We start from the raw sequence: 19,025 nt of genomic DNA, 5'->3' as shown, positions 1-19,025 counted from the left end.
CTCCGTGCCCGTCGTGACGGGATGACCAGCCTTCGCGAGGGGTCCACTCTCAGGTCTGCCCGCGCACCTCGACCTGCACCTCGTTGTGACGCAGGAACGACGGCATGATCGGCGGGTCGAAGCGGGCGAAGCGGGGCTCACCCTCGACCGTCAGCCCGGCGTCACGGACCCCGGCGAGCAGCTCGTCGCGGTGCCGGTCCCACGACTCGCGCGTCCAGCGACCCGAGAAGCGGAGCGCTGCGACGAGCTGCTCGGGAACGGTGCGGAGCCGCACCTCGGGATTGGTCGGTGCCGGGGCATCCGTCTCGGTGAACTCGGCGGGAAGCACGAACGCGACGACGAAGTCCTCGCCGTCGCGTTCCTGGATGACGGGCGCCGTCATCGCGATCTTCTCCGGGGACTGCACGACGGGTGCGGTCATGTCGATCGAGCGGCGCCCGGCGTTGTCGCCGCCGATGTAGCCGACGAGCAAGCGGAAGGCCCGGTTGCCGGCGTCCTCGAATGACGCACCGCGCACGACGGTCTCTGCCAGGACGTGCGCGGGGTAGCGACGCAGCTCCCAGCCATCCCGCTGTTCCACGACATCGTAGGGCTGCTGCTCGGTCACGTTCCGAGGCTACGCCCGGTTCGTCACCGGAAGTCCCGCGACTGGTGATGCACTCCGACGCGCAGGTCTTCGAACCTGTCGGCGAGCAGGTTCGTCACTCCCTCGACCGAGCGCTCCAGCATCCCGCGCACGATGAGTGCCGGCGAGTCGCGCACGACCCGGCGGTAGCGGTTCCAGACCCCGACGGAGCACACGATGTTGACGAGTCCGTGCTCGTCTTCGAGATTGATGAAGGTGACTCCGGATGCCGTGGCCGGCCTCTGCCTGTGGGTCACGAGTCCCGCGACCTCGACGCGCCTGCCCGACTCATGCTCGCGGAGCTCGTGCGAGGTCAGCACCCCGCGCGCATCGAGCGCGGACCGGTAATGCGTCATGGGGTGGTCGTCGGTCGACACCCCGGTCGCCCACAGATCGGCGGCGAGCCGCTCGTAGCTCGTGGGGTCGGCGAAGAGCGGCGGCTGCACAGAGATGAGCGAGTCGGGGAGGTACTCGGCGCGGTCCTGCGCGGCGGAGCCGGCGAGCCAGATCGCCTCGCGGCGCGTGAGGCCGAGGCACTCGAAGGCTCCGGCGGTGGCGAGCGACTCGAGCTGCACGGCCGTCACCCCGGTGCGGCGGACGAGGTCGCGCAGGTCGCGATATGGACCGGATGCCTCGCGTTCGGCGACGATGCGCTCGGCGACGGCCGAGCCGATGCCCTTGACCCCGGCGAGGCCGAGCCGCACGGCGAAGCGCCCGTCGCGGCGGTGGGCGGCGTACTCGTCGGGTTCGGAGGGGTCGAAGTCTCCGACGGGAGGCTGGTGGCGGTCGAGGCAGGAGTCGAGGCCGGTGGGAGCGGGGCGGTGGGAGGGGTCGTGCGGCGGGGTGGCGCGGTTCGTCTCGTCGCTCCGCTCCTCGCTCAACGACCGCGGGGTGGTGTTCGACCCTTCGACAAGCTCAGGGACCGGCAAAGGCTCGAGGGTGGCCTCGGCGTTGGAGAGCAGCAGGTCGGGGCGGAGCACCTCGACGCCGTGCCGACGTGCGTCGGCGACGAGCGTCGCGGGCGAGTAGAACCCCATCGGCTGGGCGCGCAGCAGCCCCGCGAGGAACGCTCCGGGGTAGTGCAGCTTGATCCACGAGCTCGCGTAGACGAGCAGCCCGAACGACAGCGAGTGCGACTCGGCGAAGCCGAAGTTCGCGAACGCCTGGATCTTGGCGTAGATGTCGTCGGCCTCCTGCCCGACGAGGCCGTTGCGCGCCATCCCCTCGTACAGCTTCGTGCGCAGCGAGTCGATGCGCTCGATCCCCCGCTTCGAGCCCATCGCACGACGCAGGAGGTCGGCATCCTCTCCGCTCACCTCGCCGACGGCGACCGCCATCTGCATGAGCTGCTCCTGGAAGACCGGCACGCCGAGCGTCCGCTCGAGCACGGGGGCGAGCTTCTCGTGGGCATACGTGATCGGCTCGCGTCCGAGCTTGCGCCGCACGAAGGGGTGCACGGCTCCGCCCTGGATCGGCCCGGGCCGGATGAGCGCGATCTGCACCACGAGGTCGTAGAACCGCCGGGGCTGCAGGCGCGGCAGGAGTCCCATCTGCGCACGTGACTCGACCTGGAAGACGCCGATCGAGTCGGCGCGGCAGAGCATGTCGTAGACCGCCTTCTCCTCCTTCGGGATCGTCGCGAGCTCCCACTCCTCCCCCGTCGAATCGCGGATCATGTCGAAGCAGTACTGCAGCGCCGCGAGCATGCCGAGCCCCAGCAGGTCGAACTTGACGAGGCCCATCCAGGCCGCGTCATCCTTGTCCCACTGGATGACCGTGCGGTTCTCCATGCGCGCGTGCTCGATGGGCACGACCTCGCCGACGGGCCGGTCGGTCAGCACCATTCCGCCGGAGTGGATGCCGAGGTGCCTGGGCGCTTTCAGCAGCTCGGACGCGTACTCGATGACCTGATCCGGGATGTCGTGGTCCGGCCCGCTCTCGAGCGTCGCGCCCCACCTCTCGACCTGCTTGGACCAGGCATCCTGCTGCCCGGGCGAATGCCCGAGCGCCTTCGCCATGTCGCGCACGGCGTTCTTGGGCCGGTACTGGATGACGTTCGCGACCTGCGCCGCCCGCTCACGGCCGTACTCCGCATAGACCCACTGGATGATCTCTTCGCGCCGATCCGAGTCGAAGTCGACGTCGATGTCGGGCTCCTCATCGCGCAGCGACGAGAGGAAGCGCTCGAACGGCAGGTCGTACGCGATCGAGTCGACGGCCGTGATGTCGAGCAGGTAGCACACCGCGCTGTTGGCGGCAGAGCCGCGCCCCTGGCACAGGATGCCGCGGCGCCGCGCCTCTTGCACGATGCCGTAGACGATCAGGAAGTAGCCCGGGAAGTCCTTCATCTCGATGACGCCGAGCTCTTTCTCGATGCGCTTCGCCTGGTCGTCGGTGAGATCCGGGTACTTGCGGGGCACGGCCTCCCACACGAGGTGCCGCAGCCACGTCATCGGCGTGTGCCCCTCGGGGACCTTCTGCTTGGGCAGCGCGGGCTTCGCACGGCGAAGGGGAAAGGCGAGCTCTTCGGCGAGCGTCACCGTGCGGGCGACGGCGCCGGAGTAGCGCGCGAAGCGCTCGGCCATCTCGGCCCCAGACCGCAGATGCGCGCCGGCGTGCGCGGGCAGCCAGCCGTCGAGCTCGTCGAGCCCGCGGTTCGCCCGCACGGCGGCGACGGCGGCGGCGAGGTGCTCGCGCTGCGGGACGGCGTAGTGGACGTTGTTCGTCGCGAGAAGCGGAAGCCCACGGTCGGCGGCGAGCGCGGCGAGCAGGTCGTTGTCACGGGAGTCGAGCGGATTGCCCTGGTCGATGAGCTCGACGTGCACGGCGTCTCTGCCGAACAGGGCGACGAGCCGATCGAGCTCGCGCTCGGCGCCCGAAGGACCGTCGACGGCGAGCGCGTGCCGCACGGTGCCCTTGCGGCATCCCGTAAGCACGGCCCAATGGCCGTCCGCCTGCATCGAGAGCTCGTCGAGGTCGTACAGCGGGCGGCCCTTCTCGGCGCCCCGCAGCTGGGCGTGGGTCAGTGCTGCGGCGAGGCGGTGGTAGCCCTCCTCACCGCGTGCGAGGACGAGCAGATGCGTGCCGAACGGGTCGGGCTCGCCGCTTCTCGCCGGCGTCGCGGACCGGTCCTCATGACCGAGGGACAGCTCGGCGCCGAAGACCGTCTTCACCTGCAGCGCCTCGGCGGCCTCGGCGAAGCGCACGATGCCGTAGAAGCCGTCGTGGTCGGTGATGGCGAGGGCATGCAGGCCGAGGCGCTCAGCCTCTTCGGCGAGCTCTTCGGGCGATGAGGCCCCGTCGAGGAACGAGTACGTCGAGTGCGCGTGCAGCTCGGCGTACGGCACGACGTCGGTCGGACGCTCGATCTCGGGCGCCACATACTTGCCGCGCTTGTGCGACCACGCCGGGCTGTCGCCGCCGTCGGCGCCCGCGGGGATGTTGCGGGGGCGGCGCCGGTCGCTGAGCAGGCGCTCCATCTCGGACCACGGCACCGAGGGGTTGTTGAAGCCCATCAGCCGCACCCCCCGCGGTCTGGTGCTCGGCCCGCTCCCGGTCGCTGAGCCTGTCGAAGCGTCAGAGTTCGACCCTTCGACAAGCTCAGGGACCAAGTACGGCTCAGGGACCGAGGGCAGCGCGCTGAGGTTCTAGTCATAGCGCGCCTCCGCCGTCCAGCCGCCGTCTTCGCACACGAGCAGCCACGCGACACCGTCGGCGTCGACGACCTGGAAGCGGTGCGCACGACGCGCACGCGCGGCATCCCACCCCCGCTCGCTGATCGGCCACGGCCCCGCCCACTGCTCGATCGCCCGGCGCCGCCCGCCCTCGATCAGCTGAGCGGGGTGCGCCAGAACGCGACCGCGCTCGTCGACCGCGACGGGACCGCCCATCGACGAAAGCACGTCGACGACGGGAGGCTTGGCGAACACCGACGCGGGCAGCGGATCGGGAAGGCTCCCGGGCCACGGCCGCGACCGCTCCTTCTTCAGCACGACCCGGTCGCCCCACGGCACGAGCACCTGCCGCTCGGCGAGCCAGCGCCCTCCGCCGATGACCGGCGTGAGCACGCCGCGATGCCCGAGCATCGCCTGCACCCGCGAGAGGGCGTGGTGCACGCGCTCTTCGGGCCCTGCTCCGAAGATCGCCGGAGCGTGATGGGATGCCGCGTCCACCGCCTCGGGCGAGATCCGCACGACCGACACCCCGCTGCGGAGGCCCTCGGCATCCTCGCCCAATTGCCACCGCACGCGGTCGACGATCGCCGGCGCATCGAACGAGCCGGGGTGCAGCCACACGCGCTCGCTGCGCTCGCCCCGATCGCCCGTCAGCTCGACGCGCAGCTCGGTGCAGACGAGGTCGATCGCGCCGAGCTTCGCGATGAACTCGTCGGCTGCGACGCGCATGCCGAAGGCGACCTGGTCGGCGATCTCGAGCGGCGGCTCGAAGGCGACCTCGCGGTGCAGCTCGGGCGGGGGCGTGCGCGGGTCGACGAGCCGCGGGTCGCGCCCACCTGCGAGTGCGTGCAGACGGATGCCTCGTTCCCCGAACCGCTCGCGCACCCGGTCGGCCTCGAGCGCGGCGAACTCCCCCAGCGTCTGCACGCCGAGCCGCGCGAGGAGCCCCGTGAACTCGGGGCCGCCACCCAGCGAGGCGTCGTCGAGCAGCGCGACCGGGAGCGGTGCGAGGAAGTCCGCCGCCGCCCCGCTCGGCACGACGCGCACCGGATCGTCAGGGCGCGTGCCGGCACGCGCCGCCTGCTCGGCGGTGAACGGACCGTCGGCGATGCCCGCTCGTGCCGTCTCGATGCCGAGGTCGCTCAAGGACTCGAGAAGGACGATCGCCGCCTCGAGCTCGCCGCCGTAGTAGCGGGCCGGTCCGCGCGCCTTGAGCACGCACAGCCCCGCCCGGACGATCTGCACGCCCGGGGCGCGCTCTTCGATACGCGCGACGGCGGGCGCGAACACACGGTGGTCGCGCATCGCATCGGCGGGGATGACCGTGAGCCGCGGACACCGCGCCTGCGCGTCGCGCCGCCGCTGCCCCCGCCGCACGCCGTCCGCACGGGCCGAGGCCGAGCACGCGACGACCTCGTTGCGCTCGAAGACCGCGACCGGCGCGGACGGATCGATGGCGCCCTCGCGGGCGAGCGCCGTCACCGGCCAGTCCGGGAACCACAGCACCATGCTGCGCACGGTCTCGTCCGGGGGCATGTCAGCTCACCGCCTCCAGCACCCGCATCGCGATGCGCAGGCGCTCCTGGCGCCGCTCCTCGGCTTCGATCCGCTGCAGCTCTTCGTACTCCCGTTCCTCGGTGAGCGCCCGTGCGGGGGCGGCCTCATGCACCGGTGCGACGGGGGCCTTCGCTTCGACCGCGGGCGACACCAGGGCGACCTCGCCATTCGCGCCGGGCAGCAGCATCCGTTCCCTCTTGATGCGCGGCCACCGTCTGCTCATCGACGTCACCGTCACCTCGCGACCGGCGAGGTAGCCGTGCCCACGGCCGACGCCCGACCATTGCGGGTCGCCCACGTCGAGCGTCGCCTCGGCCTGCGGCCACGGTCCCTGCACGAGCAGCACCGTGCCCCGGTCGCGCAGCCGCGCGGCGAGACGCGAGACCTGCCCGTCGGCGACCCGCGTGGGCGGGCGCACGGCGACGACCGGCGCGATCTCGGCGATCGTCGCCGTCACGGCGAGCCAGCGCGGCCCCGGATCGGGCACGAGCACGAGTCGTGCGAGGTCGACGCCGAGCGACTCGGCGGCCTCGGCCCCGAGATCGGGCATGCCGACGGCGGCGCACCACGAGCCGTCTTGCGACGGCCGCGCCATGAGCGCGAGGAGCAGCGACGCGGACCGGCCGAGGGAGTACGCCGCCCCCGGGCGCAACCCCCCGCCCGGGAGCAGCGAAGCGAAGGCGGGATGCGTCGGCAGGACCGGCGCTTCGAGCCGGCGTCCCTGCACCCGCTCGAGCTGCGCCTTGAGACGCAGCACGTCACCGCCCTGCTCCTGCCGAAGCGCCTCGTTCCGCACGATCGCCCTCACCTCCACAGAATAGAACATCCGTTCTATTCGTTCAATGATGGGATCGAACTTATATCCACCCTCCGACATCGGGTTCGATGGCGGAATGGACCAGATCAGGCCGAGACGACCTCCGCCGTCGTCGCGATGCGCGCGAATCCGCCACCCTGCAGCACGAGCGCCGTCGAGGCCATGAGCTCTTCGGCGCTGCGCGTGACGGCGCCGACGCCCGCTACGTCCGTCGACAGATCGAAGGTGCGCGTGGCGTCGAGCACGACAGTCGTGTCGTAGCCGAGGTTGCCCGCCATGCGCGCCGTCGTCTCGACGCACATGTTCGTCTGGATGCCGCAGATCACGAGCTCGTCGATCCCCCGATCGCCGAGCCAGGCGTGCAGATCGGGCTCGCCGTAGAACGCCGAGTTGACGCTCTTCGTCACGAGGATCGCGGGGCCCACCGCCGCCACGGCGTCGACGAGGGCGTTGCCCGGATTGTCGGGATGCAGAGGCGACGACGGCGATGCGGAGTCGTGCCGCACGAGGACGATCGGCTCATCCGCGGCCGACCACGCGGCCAGAAGGGAGGCGACGTTGGCCTCGCAGTCGGGGTTCGCGGTCGGTCCCCAGAAGTCGAGGTCGTCGAAGCCGCGCTGCATGTCGATGACGAGGAGGGCTCGGGTCATGCACCCATCACATCACGGGCGGGATGCCGGGATGGATGCCTCGACAGCCGTTCGCCGTCAGACGACTGCCGTTGTGCCCGTCGTCACGGCGGTCACCGTCGCAACAGCACCGCCACGACGCCGCGGTGCGATCGCCCCCGCCGCGATCCCGGCCAGGACGAGCGCGACGCCGACGACCTGCGCCACCCCGAACGCCTCCCCCGCGAGCGCGACACCCAGCACGACGCCCGTGACGGGATTGAGGAGCCCCACGATCCCGACGGTCTCGGCGGGGAGGCGACGGAGGCCGGTGAACCATGCGACGTACGCGACCGCCGTGCCGATGACGGCGACGTACGCGAAGCCGAAGAGCGAGGACGGAGTCAGCGCGGGCGGTGCGCCTTCGACGACGATGGCGACGGGAAGCAGCACGATCGAGCCGGCGAGCAGCTGCCACGCGGTCATATGGAGAGCCGGCACGTCGGCACCCCATTTCGCCGTCAGGACGAAGCCGATCGACGACGAGACCATGGCGCCGAGCGAGGCCGCGACGCCCCAGGCGTCGACGCCGGCGGGATCGAAGCCGAGAAGGATGCCGACTCCCACCAGCCCGACCGCCGCACCGACGAGGGCCGCGAGCCGGGGCCGACGGCGAAGGAGGAGCCACGCGAAGAGCATTATCGAGACGGCCGAAGTGGACATGACGGTGGCGGCGAGGCTCGAGGGCAGCCGCTGCCCGGCGATGTACACGAGGACGAAGAAGCCGCCCACATTCAGCACTCCGAGCACGATCGAGCGCCACCACCACGACCCGCGCGGAAGCCGTCGCGCGAGCAGCAGGACGAGGAGCCCGGCGGGAAGAGCCCGCAGCACCCCTCCCCACAGCGGCGCATCGGCGGGAAGGAGGTGTCGCGTCACGACATAAGTGCTCCCCCACGCGACGGGCGCGATCGCTGTCACGAGGATCCAGGGCCACCGCTTATCTTCCATGGAAGATACTTTATCTTACCGGGAAGATAATTGCTAGCATCGGAGGATGACGGACGACGGCGACCGCATCGCACACCTGCAGGACGAGTGGCGCCGCGAGCGCCCGGACCTCGATCCCTCCCCGCAGGGTGTCATCGGACGGCTGCACCGCGTCGCGCTTCTGCTCACCGATCGCCTCACCGCCGTCTACGCCGAGTACGGGCTCACCGAAGGCGACTTCGACGTGCTCGCGACGCTGCGCCGCGCGGGGAAGCCCTACGAGCGGCTCGCCGGCGAACTGGCCGACCACACGCTCGTCACGACGGGGGGCCTCACCAAGCGCGTCGACCGACTGGAGGCTCGCGGACTCGTCGAGCGGCGGGCCGAGGCATCCGACGCCCGCAGGCGGCTCGTGCGACTCACCCCGGAGGGCAAGAGGCTCATCGACGAGGCCTTCACGGCGCACCTCGCCAACGAGCACCGTCTGCTCGATGCACTCGGACCCGAAGACACGGCGGCTCTCGAGCCGATCCTCACGCGGTGGCTGGCTCTTCTCGACGAGTGAGGAGCATCAGGCCGCGAGGGCCAGGTACGGCTCCCACCGCGGGTCGGTGCGATCGGTCCCCCGCACAGTCCACTGCGCTCCGTGCGGCGGGCGCGGTGTCATCCGCAGCTCCCAGCGCATCTCCTGAGGAGTGCGGTCGCCCTTGACGTTGTTGCAGCGCAGGCAGCACGCGACGAGGTTCTCCCACGTATCCCCGCCCCCGCGCGAGCGAGGGAGGATGTGGTCGATCGTCGACGCCGACTTGCCGCAGTATCCGCACCGGTGAGCGTCGCGGCGCAGAACGCCTCGTCGCGTCACGGGGACACTGCGCCCTCCCGGCACGCGGACGTACCGCGTCAGGAGGATGACGGCGGGGCGATCGTACGACTGCGTCGTGCCCCAGACGGGTTCACCGTCGATGTGTTCGACGACGGTGGCTTTGTCGTTCATGACGAGCACGATCGCCCTCTTGAAGGAGACGACAGCGAGCGGCTCATAACCTGCGTTCAGCACCAGGGTGCGCATTCCTCATCCTCTCGAACGGCCCGGACGGCTTCGCGGATTGTTCGACTTGCGACGATGAGAGGGGGTGGAAGGGTATGAAAAAAGGCGCTGTCTTACAGACAGCGCCTCGGCGCCACGGACTGGCCGTGGCATCCGCTCACACGATGCCGAAGGACGAACAGGCCGAGCGCATCCATGGTTCGGATGCGCGGCATGGCGTCCATCGAGTTCCCTCCGCCTCTTTCAGCGTCGGGATCAGGCTAATGCACCCTGGGACGACGAGGGCGGCACACACGGATGAACGCCCGGTGGCGTGTCGAGCAATGGATGCCTCGACCGCCCACCGGGCGTTCATGCGAAAGGGTTCTGATCAGCCTGCGTTCGCCTGCAGCCAGGCGAGCGGGTCGACGAGCGAGCCGTTGATCCGCACCTCGAAGTGCAGGTGGTTCGCCGTCGAGCTGCCCGTGCTGCCGACGGCGCCGATGACCTGGCCGGCCGACACCGTCTGGCCCGACACGACCTGGCGGCTGCCGTATGTCATGTGGCCGTACAGGGTCGAGACCTGCTGGCCGCCGACGACCGAGTCGATGGTCACGGCGACGCCGTAACCCGCGTAGCTCTCCTGCGAGACGCGCACGACACCCGCCGCAGCGGCGAAGATCGGCGTGCCCGCGGGGGCCACCATGTCGAACCCGTCGTGGTTCGGCCGGTTCGGCGGACGGAACAGGTTGTAGCTGGCATACGTGAAGTTCGTTACGGGCCAGCGCACCTCGCCGGTGCCAGGCGCCGTCATCGAGAGGTTCATGCGGCTGAAGCCGCTGCTCGAGCCGGACTTCTTGGCGGCGGCCGCAGCGGCCGCGATGGCGCGAGCGCGCTCGGCGGCGGCCTCTTCGGCCTTCTTCTTGTCGATCTCTTCGGGCGTCGTCGCGGAGTAGCTGCCGCGGCTGAGCTCGGCCGACGTGGCGTCGGAGGCGACGACGAGCGACTGGGCGTCGTCGGCGGCGACCTGCTGAAGCGTGACGGATGCCTCGGCCGGCGTGCGCCACGCGCCATAGGCGGGCAGCGCGACGGTCGCGATGAGACCGCCGACCATGGTGAGGATCACGAGGCTGCGAACGGGGCCCGTCTTGCGACGAGGACCGGATGCCGCAGCAGAACGCCGGGCGGGAGCCTTCGCCTTGACGCGGCGCACGGAAAGACCGCGGGGTCGCGAACGACGGGTGATGCTCTGAGGTTCCTGCGCCGATTCCTCGCGCGCAGGCGGATCTATCTCTTCAGCCAAACTGGTCCTCCGGCGCCTCTGCGCCGGAGCGCTGGCTCGTCAGCACTGGGTGTTCGGGGCACTTGGTGCGGGCTTCACCGCGCGGACGACGAGCCGTGGAGGCAATCCGTGCGGGGTCCGTTCGGCGGGCTTCTCGCCTGGTGGACTCTCCGAGGCTACCCGAAGGTAACGAATAAGTCACGTTCACACGCTGGCAGATCCCTGGGGGCCGAAGCGCTTCGCGCCCCGCGCACCCGAGAGCCGCGCCCCGCACCCTCGGAAGGGGGACTCAGACCCGGTCGTCGACGAGGAAGATGTGCGCGGCGACCTCGACGGGCAGCTCGAGCGCCTCGTCAGTGCCGTCCATCTCGACGAGCACGTAGCCCTCGTTGTAGCGGAACCCGCCGCTCGCCCCGGGCATGACACCGGCGCCCTTCAGCTGCTGCAGCAGCTCGGGGTCGACCTGCGCGGGCTCGGCGAGTCGGCGGACGGTGCCGGCGACGGGCTGCCCGGCCTCGTTGAGCCGGCGCACGAGACCCACGACGCCCTGCTCGAAGTTCTGCGACGGGACGTCGCCGAGCTGGTCGAGGCCCGGGATCGGGTTGCCGTAAGGGGACTCGGTCGGGTGCCCGAGCAGCTCGACGAGGCGACGCTCGACCTGCTCGCTCATGACGTGCTCCCACCGGCACGCCTCTTCGTGGACGTACGCCCAATCAAGGCCGATGACGTCGGAGAGGAGCCGCTCGGCCAGTCGGTGCTTGCGCATGACGTCGACCGCCTTCTGGCGGCCGGCATCCGTCAACTGAAGGCTGCGGTCGTCGGAGACGACGACCAGGCCGTCGCGCTCCATGCGCCCGACCGTCTGCGACACGGTGGGACCGGAGTGACCGAGACGCTCGGAGATGCGCGCACGCAGAGGGATGATGCCCTCCTCCTCGAGCTCGAGGATCGTGCGGAGATACATCTCAGTCGTGTCGATGAGGTCGGTCATCCAGGGTCCTCGCGAGGGGTCGGTGGGCCGGTCCAGCCTATCAATCGGCCTGGACACCGGGCGTCACACGGTCCGGGCCGCCTCGGCCCCCGACCATAGAATCGGTGCCATGGCCCACGTCCTTCTGCCTCGCGAGATCCTGCCCGCCGACGGACGATTCGGATGCGGTCCGTCGAAGGTCCGAGCCGCGCAGCTCGAGTTCCTGAACGGCCCCGGCGCCGGCATCCTCGGCACGTCCCACCGCCAGGCTCCGGTGAAAGACCTCGTCGGTCGCGTGCGGGCCCGCCTCGCGGAGATCTTCCGGCTTCCGCAGGGCTACGAGATCATCCTCGGCAACGGCGGATCGACGGCATTCTGGGATGCCGCGGCCTTCGGTCTCATCGAGAAGCGCAGCCAGAACCTCGTCTTCGGCGAGTTCGGCGGGAAGTTCGCCGCTGCCGCGAAGGCTCCGTGGCTCGAAGCGCCAGACGTGCGCGAGGTACCCGCCGGAACCCGCACGACCGCCGAGGTGACCGAGGGCGTGGATGTGTACGCGTGGCCGCACAACGAGACCTCGACGGGCGTCTCGGCGCCCATCGAGCGCGTGCACGGCGACGACGGAGCCCTCACCGTGATCGACGCGACGAGCGCCGCCGGTGGCATCGACTTCTCGGTCGCGCAGGCCGACGTCTACTACTTCGCGCCGCAGAAGAACCTCGGCTCCGACGGCGGGCTCTGGTTCGCGGCCGTCTCGCCCGCCGCGATCGAGCGCATCGAGCGCATCGCGGCGTCGGGACGGTACATCCCCGAGTTCCTGAGCCTCAAGAACGCCCTCGACAACTCGCGTCTCAACCAGACGCTCAACACGCCCGCGCTCGCTACGCTCCTCCTGCTCGAGTCGCAGCTCGAGTGGATCTTCGGCAACGGCGGCCTGCAGTGGGCTGACGCTAGGACACGCGAGTCCTCGCAGGCGCTCTACGACTGGGCCGAGGCATCCGCCTTCGCGACGCCTTTCGTGGCCGATCCGGCCGACCGCTCCCCCGTCGTCGTGACGATCGACTTCGACGAGTCGGTGGATGCCGCGGCTGTCGCCAAGTCGCTCCGCGCGAACGGCATCGTCGACACCGAGCCGTATCGCAAGCTGGGCCGCAATCAGCTGCGCGTCGCGACCTTCGTCTCGATCGAGCCCGACGACGTGCGCCAGCTCATCCGCTGCATCGACTACACGGTCGAGCGCCTGGGCTGACGCCTCGCCTGCCCTCCCCCATCCCGGAGGGGTTTGGGGCGCGTTCCGTCCCCGACGCGCCGCGGACCCTCGCGTGTCGCCGACGGATCACGCCCCAAAATCCTCGCGCAGCGAGACCAGGGGGTGAGCCCGATCCCGTAGGCGACGCCTAGCGGGCCAGCTCGTCCGGCACGGGGAGAGGCCCGAAGCCGGCGGCACGCACGCGCGCGGGGTCGTGCCGCAGGCACGCGACCGAGCGCGCGGGATCGTCGCCTTCGACCCGCGGCACGGTGAGCACCGGATCGACCGCGCGGCACGCGTCCCACGCGAAGGCGCAGCGCGCCGCATAAGGGCACCCCTTGGGCAGCCGAGACAGATCCGGCGGCGACCCCGGGATCCCGGTCAGCTCGCGGCGCGCCCGCGCAGCGGCGGGAAGGAGTGCAGCAGGGCGTCGGAATAGGGATGCCTCGGATGCCGGTACACGTCCGTGGCCGCGGCATCCTCCACGATCTCGCCGGCGTACATGATCGCGATGCGGTCCGCGATCTCGATGAGCAGCGACACGTCGTGCGTGATGAAGATGACCGAGAAGCCCAGCCGCTCGCGCAGATCGGCGATCTGCTCGACGATCTGGCGCTGCATGACGACGTCGAGCGCCGTCGTGGGCTCGTCCATGATGAGCACCTGCGGATCGAGCGCGAGCGCCATCGCGATCATGACCCTCTGACGCATGCCGCCCGACAGCTGGTGCGGGTACGACCTCATCCGGTCGGGCGAGATGCCCACGAGCTCGAACATCTCGGCCGCGCGCTCCTGCGCCCGCGCCGCCGACCACTCGGGGCGGTGCGCGAGGATGCCGTCGACGATCTGCTTTCCGACGCGCGCGACGGGGTTGAGCGAGTTCATCGCGCCCTGGAAGACGATCGCGACGTCCTCCCACCGGGTCTCGCGCAGCCCCTGGTCGTCGAGGGCGAGGATGTCGCGGCGCGACCCGTCGCGGTCGGTGAACCAGACGCTGCCGCCCGTGATGAGTCCGGGCGGCGCGAGCAGGCGCGTCGCCGCGTAGGCGAGTGTCGACTTGCCGCAGCCCGACTCCCCCCGCGAGCCCCAGGACCTCGCCGCGGTGCAGCGTCAGCGAGACACCCCGCAGCACCTGAGTGGGATCGTCGTCGAAGCCGTACGAGACCGAGAGGTCGTCGATCTCGAGGATCGGCTCGCGGCCGCCATCGCGTCGCGCTCGCAGGGGCGCAGTGGTCTGGGTGCCGATCACGCGGCAGCCTCCTTCGCGGTCGGGTCGATCTCGCGGGCCTTCGCCGGCGCCTCACGTACGACAGGCGTGAAGCCGACACGGGGACGGACGCCTCGACGCTTGAGCGCCTTCGCATTGGCGCCGGTCGAGCGCAGCCGGGGATTGACGAACTCGTCGATGCCGAAGTTGATGAACGTGAGCGCCATGCCGAGGAGCGCGATGCACAGCCCCGCCGGGACGAACCACCACCACGCACCCCGCTGCAGGGCGAGGTTGTTCTGCGCCCAGAAGAGGATGGTGCCCCAGTTCCACTCGCTCACGGGGAGGATGCCGATGAACGACAGCGTGATGAGCGAGAGCATCGCGAAGGTGACGGTTCCGATGAACCCGGCGGCGAGGATCGCGGTCAGGTTCGGCAGGATCTCGACGAAGACGAGGCGCCACGTGCGCTCGCCGCTCGCCCGCGCCGCCTCGACGAAGTCACGCCGGCGCAGCGACAGGGTCTGCGCGCGGAGCACGCGGGCGCCCCACGCCCAGCCCGTGATGCCGATGACGAGCGCCACCACGAGCCCGCCCGTCGTCGGCAGCTGCCCCGCGACGATGATGATGAGCGGCAGCTGCGGGATGACGAGGAAGACGTTCGACAGGGCTGACAGCGTCTCGTCCCCGGCGCCGCCGAGGTAGCCGGCCGTGATCCCGACGACGGCACCGATGAGCGTCGCCGCGAAGGCGGCGACGAAGCTCACCACGAGCACGCCGCGCGTCCCGACGATGATCTGCGACAGGATGTCGCGGCCGAGATGGTCGGTGCCGAGCCAGTGCTCCCACGACGGCGGCTGCAGAAGGTCGGGGCCCGAGGCGCTGGGGTCGTAGGGGGCGATCCACGGCCCGATGATCGCGAGCACGACGAAGAAGCCCAGGATGACAAGCCCCGTCACGGCCTTGCCGTTGCGCAGGAAGAGGAGACGCTTGCGCTTGCGGGGACGGCCGGGCTCGGCATCCGTCTCCTCCACCTCGACCGGAGCGGCCTGCTGATCGTCGAGCGTCCAGTCCACCATCGGCATGGGTCAGCCCTCCTGTCGGGTGCGGGGGTCGAGGAACGCGTACACGACGTCGGCGAGCAGGTTCGCGAGGAGCACCGCGAGCGTGATCACGAGGAAGCAGCCCTGCATGAGCGGGTAGTCGTGCGTGTTGACGGCCTGATAGAGCGTGTAGCCGATGCCCTGGTAGGAGAAGACCATCTCCATGACGAGCGTGCCGCCCACGATGAACCCCAGCGAGAGCGCGAAGCTCGAGATCTGCGGGAGGATCGCGTTCCGGGCCGCGTACCCGAACATGACCGCCCGGCCCGAGAGACCCTTCGCGTGGGCGACGGTGACGTAGTCGTCGGACGAGACCGTCACCATCATGTTGCGCATGCCGAGGATCCAGCCCGCGATCGACGCGACGATGATCGTCATCGCGGGAAGGAAGCCGTACCAGATGACCGATCCGATGAACTCGAAGCTGAAGGTGGGGATGAGCGAGCGGTCGTAGGAGCCGTTCGACGGGAACCAGCCGAGCGTCACCGAGAACACCCAGATCGCGATGAGGGCGAGCCAGAAGTACGGCACCGACGAGAAGAAGGTCGAGATCGGCACGAGCGAGTCGGCCCACGTGCCCCGGCGCCACCCGATGCCCACGCCGACCAGCGTGCCGACGACGAACGCGATGATCGTCGCGATGCCCACGAGCCCGATGGTCCAGGGCAGGGTCTGGGCGACGATGTCGGCGACGGGCGTGAGGAACTTGAACGAGACGCCGAGGTCGCCCTGGAAGAGCAGCCTCCAGTAGATGACGTACTGGTCCCACAGGCTCAGGTTCTCGTCGAGGCCCAGGAGCACGCGCAGTGACTGCTCGGCCTCGGCCGGGATGCGTCCCTGCATCTGAGCCATGATGGCTTTGACGGGGTCCCCGGGCATGAGGCGGGGGATGATGAAGTTGATCGTGATCGCCGCCCACGCGGTGAAGAGATAGAAGACGCCGCGGCGCAGCACGAATCTCACGACGCCACCTCCTCGGTATGGATCGACGTCGGGTCTGCAGACTCGGCGATCAGGACCTCGTCGCTGGGGCGCTCGCCGTACTGCTCGAGCACGCTCGTCACGATCGGCTTGTCGGGTCGGTCGGAGTAGCCCCAGCACGCCGCCTCGCGCCCCCCGCCGACAGCGAGGAGCGGCGGCACCTCCGTCTTGCAGAGCTCCGTCGCGAACGGACAGCGGGGGTGGAAGCGGCATCCCGGAGGCGGATCGACGAGGCTCGGCGCCTCACCGCGCGCACCATGCGCCCGCGCCTCGAGGTCATCGGGGTCAGGTGCCGATGCGATGAGCAGCTGCGTGTAGGGGTGCTTCGGGTCCTGCGTCACAGACTCGGAGTCACCGGTCTCGACGATGCGTCCCGCGTACATGACGCTCGTGCGGTCGGCGAAGTAGCGGGCTGACGCGATGTCGTGGGTGATGTACAGGATGCCGATGTTCAGGCGATCACGCAGATCGCGCAGGAGATTCAGGATGCCGAGCCGGATCGACACGTCGAGCATCGAGATCGGCTCGTCGGCGAGGAGCACGTCGGGGTCGGCGGCGAGCGCGCGGGCGATCGCGACGCGCTGGCGCTGTCCGCCCGACAGCTCGTGGGGATAGGAGTCGACGTACCGCTCGGGCGGCGTCAGCTGGACGCGCCGCAGCAGGTCGTGCAGTGCGTCTTCGAGCGCCCTGCCCCGCAGGTGGCCTTTGTGGATGCGGATGCTGCGGGTGAGGACGTACCGCACCGTGTGGACGGGGTTGAGCGACCCGAACGGGTCTTGGAAGATCATCTGCACGCGGCGGACGTAACGCCGGAAGGCGCGGCCGCCCCGGGCCGTGGCATCCTTCCCGTCAAGGAGGATCTGCCCGCTCGTCGCCGGCATGAGCTGGGCGAGGAGCCGCGCGATCGTGGACTTGCCCGAACCGGACTCCCCCACAAGAGCCAGCACGCGCCCCCGGCGCAGTTCGATCGTCACGCCGTCGACGGCGTGCACCACTTTGCCGCGCCCCGCGCCGCGGGCCTTGAAGTGCTTCGTCAGATCGACGGCCTGCAGCACGGGCGCGACGGCGGGTCGAGGAGAGTCGAGGGATGCCTCGCCTCCGCCTGCAGGAGGGTCGGTCTGCGTCATGTCGTTTCCCAGTGTCGATTCGTTCGTGCGGCGGGCCGTCGAGGGGCCCGCGATCCAGCGGATGCAGCGAGGGATGCGCGGCGACGGGTCGGGGTCCCGTCGCCGCGCATCGTCGTCACGTCGTCAGTCGCCCGTGGGCTTGAGCTTCATGACGATCTCGGCTGCCTGCTGTCCGGTGGGCTGGGCCGAGTTGTACGGGTCGTCCTCGGACGGGAACCCGGCGTAGTTCTTCGTCGAGTACTGCGCCGTCGACGGACGCGACCAGATCGCGAGCGCCGGCACCTCTTCGACGAAGACGCGCTGGATGGTGTCCATCGCCGTCGTGCGCGCCGTGTCGTCCGACGTCGACGCATACGTCTCGAACGCGGCCGTCGCCTCGTCGTTCTTGAAGCGGCCGAAGTTCCAGTTCGCCGCCTCGCCGAGCGGCTGGTAGTAGGCGCCGTTGAACATGTCGGAGTACATGTCGTAGGGCGTCGAGCCGCCGTCGGTCCAGTGGAGCGTGGCCTGGAAGTCACCCGGAGGGATGATGTCGGCGAACCAGCCGTCGACGTTCGCGGGCTGCACGTCGGCGGTCGCGCCGATCGAGGCGGCGGCCGTCTTGATGATGTCGAGCGCGGTCAGGTAGTCGTTCCACCCGGCGGGGTTGGTGAGCGTGAACGTCACCGGCGCACCATCGGGGTCGAGGAGCTTGTCACCGTCGTACGTGTAGCCCGCGTCGGTGAGGAGCTGCTTCGCCCCGTCGACATCGACCTTGTAGTCCTGCCCCTGGTACTCGGACGAGAGGTAGGCCTCGCCCGCCGGGAGCGGCAGGCCCGTGACGTTCGTGAGCGCCGGGTTGACGCCGCTCGTGGCGACGTCCACGAGCTGCTCGCGGTCGAGCACCATGTTGAGCGCCTGGCGGAAGGCCCTGTCGTTGAACGGCTTGGTCTCGTTGTTGACGAACAGCGCGTCGATGCCGAGACCGGCCGCCGCGAACTGGTGGTAGTTCTCGGGATCCTTCTTGATGTAGACGTTCTCGTAGTCCGCGATGAACGTCCAGCCCCACTGCGCCTCACCGGTCGTGAGGGCCGTGGTCAGGGCGTTGTTGTCGTTGTACGACGAGTATCGGATCTCGGGAACGGCGGGCTTGCCGCCCCAGTAGTCGGGGTTGACGACGACGGTGGCCGCCTGCGGGGTCCACGACTCGAGGGTGTACGGACCCGTGCCGACGGGCTTCTTGTTCGGGTCGGTCGCGGGGTCCTTGACGTCCTTCCAGATGTGCTCCGGCACGATCAGGAGGTCGTACAGCTTCGCCTGGTTGACGAACTGCGGTGCGTCGAACGTCACGGTGACGGTCGAGCCGTCGGTCGTGATGTCGCCGTAGGGCAGCGCGGCGGTGTTGATCGCCTCGTTGTCCTTGCGCAGCTGGATGGAGAACGCGACATCCTCCGCGGTGAAGTCCTCGCCGTCCGACCACTTCACGCCCGAGCGGGGGGTGATGACCGCCTGCGTGTAGTCGTCGTTCCACTCGATCTTCTCGGCGAGCCAGGGCTTCGGGTCGTCCGAGGGCTTGGCCTTGTTGACCATCATGAGCGGCTCGTAGATGACGTATGCGTAGCCGAGCGACAGGGCCGACGAGCCCGTCGCGAACGGCGACTGGTTGTCGGTCTGCGTGCCGTTGGGCATGCCGACCGTCAGGACGGCGCCGTCGCCGCCCGTCGCACTGGTACCGCCGCCGGCCGCGCAGCCACTGACCAGCAGCGCTGCCACGGCGGCCCCCGCGACGAGCGGGGCGATCCGACGGAACTTCATGAGTTGCCTCCTTGCATTTC

General features: G+C 70.0%; 17 protein-coding genes. 2 read left to right on the top strand and 15 right to left on the bottom strand.

Translation table 11 applies throughout. The annotated features are described in order from the left end of the window. Positions 1 to 49 precede the first annotated feature (49 nt). From G5T42_RS11570 to G5T42_RS11545, 6 genes are all read right to left on the bottom strand, one after another. Positions 50 to 607: a heme-binding protein gene (locus tag G5T42_RS11570; protein ID WP_165128668.1), complete on the bottom strand. Its 558-nt coding sequence runs from the start codon at positions 605 to 607 to the stop codon at positions 50 to 52. Between the two features lie 23 nt (positions 608 to 630). Beyond that, a complete protein-coding gene (locus tag G5T42_RS11565) occupies positions 631 to 4,140 on the bottom strand; it encodes an error-prone DNA polymerase (protein ID WP_165130212.1) in 3,510 nt (1,169 codons plus the stop codon). Positions 4,141 to 4,272: 132 nt separating this feature from the next. Next, positions 4,273 to 5,835, bottom strand: coding sequence for a DNA polymerase Y family protein (locus G5T42_RS11560; RefSeq protein ID WP_165128666.1), 1,563 nt, complete (start codon positions 5,833 to 5,835; stop codon positions 4,273 to 4,275). Position 5,836: 1 nt separating this feature from the next. Continuing rightward, positions 5,837 to 6,664, bottom strand: a complete 828-nt coding sequence (locus tag G5T42_RS11555; protein WP_241245792.1) for a hypothetical protein — start codon at positions 6,662 to 6,664, stop codon at positions 5,837 to 5,839. 95 nt (positions 6,665 to 6,759) lie between these two features. Next, the gene (locus tag G5T42_RS11550; protein ID WP_165128664.1) at positions 6,760 to 7,323 is read right to left on the bottom strand and encodes a cysteine hydrolase family protein; all 564 of its coding nucleotides are present in this window, start codon (positions 7,321 to 7,323) and stop codon (positions 6,760 to 6,762) included. A gap of 57 nt (positions 7,324 to 7,380) precedes the next feature. Further along, positions 7,381 to 8,292, bottom strand: coding sequence for an EamA family transporter (locus tag G5T42_RS11545; protein WP_165128662.1), 912 nt, complete (start codon positions 8,290 to 8,292; stop codon positions 7,381 to 7,383). A gap of 46 nt (positions 8,293 to 8,338) precedes the next feature. On the opposite strand from G5T42_RS11545, the gene G5T42_RS11540 reads away from it, so the two are divergent. Next, positions 8,339 to 8,836, top strand: coding sequence for a MarR family transcriptional regulator (locus tag G5T42_RS11540; RefSeq protein WP_165128660.1), 498 nt, complete (start codon positions 8,339 to 8,341; stop codon positions 8,834 to 8,836). Positions 8,837 to 8,842: 6 nt separating this feature from the next. On the opposite strand, the gene G5T42_RS11535 is transcribed toward G5T42_RS11540, so the two are convergent. The 3 genes from G5T42_RS11535 to G5T42_RS11525 all read right to left on the bottom strand — a co-directional run bounded on the left by G5T42_RS11535 (position 8,843) and on the right by G5T42_RS11525 (position 11,571). Further along, positions 8,843 to 9,340 (bottom strand): HNH endonuclease, encoded by a 498-nt coding sequence (locus G5T42_RS11535; protein WP_165128658.1) that lies wholly within the window; start codon positions 9,338 to 9,340, stop codon positions 8,843 to 8,845. Between the two features lie 349 nt (positions 9,341 to 9,689). After that, complete coding sequence (locus G5T42_RS11530; protein WP_347103812.1) at positions 9,690 to 10,511, bottom strand: M23 family metallopeptidase; 822 nt, start codon at positions 10,509 to 10,511, stop codon at positions 9,690 to 9,692. Positions 10,512 to 10,869: 358 nt separating this feature from the next. Beyond that, positions 10,870 to 11,571, bottom strand: coding sequence for a metal-dependent transcriptional regulator (locus tag G5T42_RS11525; protein ID WP_165128654.1), 702 nt, complete (start codon positions 11,569 to 11,571; stop codon positions 10,870 to 10,872). Positions 11,572 to 11,680: 109 nt separating this feature from the next. On the opposite strand from G5T42_RS11525, the gene serC reads away from it, so the two are divergent. Then, positions 11,681 to 12,796, top strand: a complete 1,116-nt coding sequence (gene serC, locus G5T42_RS11520) for a phosphoserine transaminase (protein WP_165128652.1) — start codon at positions 11,681 to 11,683, stop codon at positions 12,794 to 12,796. A 148-nt stretch (positions 12,797 to 12,944) separates the two neighbouring features. Here serC and G5T42_RS17740 read toward each other — a convergent pair whose 3' ends face one another. The 6 genes from G5T42_RS17740 to G5T42_RS11495 all read right to left on the bottom strand — a co-directional run bounded on the left by G5T42_RS17740 (position 12,945) and on the right by G5T42_RS11495 (position 19,005). After that, positions 12,945 to 13,151 carry a hypothetical protein gene (locus G5T42_RS17740; protein WP_241246070.1) on the bottom strand — a complete coding sequence of 69 codons (207 nt, stop codon included), beginning with the start codon at positions 13,149 to 13,151 and terminating at the stop codon, positions 12,945 to 12,947. A gap of 26 nt (positions 13,152 to 13,177) precedes the next feature. After that, positions 13,178 to 13,825, bottom strand: a complete 648-nt coding sequence (locus tag G5T42_RS17735; protein ID WP_241246069.1) for an ABC transporter ATP-binding protein — start codon at positions 13,823 to 13,825, stop codon at positions 13,178 to 13,180. Positions 13,826 to 14,041: 216 nt separating this feature from the next. Next, positions 14,042 to 15,088, bottom strand: a complete 1,047-nt coding sequence (locus G5T42_RS11510; protein WP_241245791.1) for an ABC transporter permease — start codon at positions 15,086 to 15,088, stop codon at positions 14,042 to 14,044. 3 nt (positions 15,089 to 15,091) lie between these two features. Beyond that, positions 15,092 to 16,069, bottom strand: coding sequence for an ABC transporter permease (locus tag G5T42_RS11505; RefSeq protein WP_165128650.1), 978 nt, complete (start codon positions 16,067 to 16,069; stop codon positions 15,092 to 15,094). Beyond that, the gene (locus tag G5T42_RS11500) at positions 16,066 to 17,214 is read right to left on the bottom strand and encodes an ABC transporter ATP-binding protein (RefSeq protein WP_165128648.1); all 1,149 of its coding nucleotides are present in this window, start codon (positions 17,212 to 17,214) and stop codon (positions 16,066 to 16,068) included. Before G5T42_RS11500 ends, G5T42_RS11505 begins: the two co-directional genes overlap by 4 nt. 123 nt (positions 17,215 to 17,337) lie before the next feature. Beyond that, the gene (locus G5T42_RS11495) at positions 17,338 to 19,005 is read right to left on the bottom strand and encodes an ABC transporter substrate-binding protein (protein ID WP_165128646.1); all 1,668 of its coding nucleotides are present in this window, start codon (positions 19,003 to 19,005) and stop codon (positions 17,338 to 17,340) included. Between the last annotated feature and the right edge of the window lie 20 nt (positions 19,006 to 19,025).

This window comes from Microbacterium sp. 4R-513, assembly GCF_011046485.1.
Taxonomy (GTDB): Bacteria; Actinomycetota; Actinomycetes; order Actinomycetales; family Microbacteriaceae; genus Microbacterium.
Note: the sequence above shows the minus strand (reverse complement) of the source record. Positions and strands in the feature narration are given on the sequence as shown.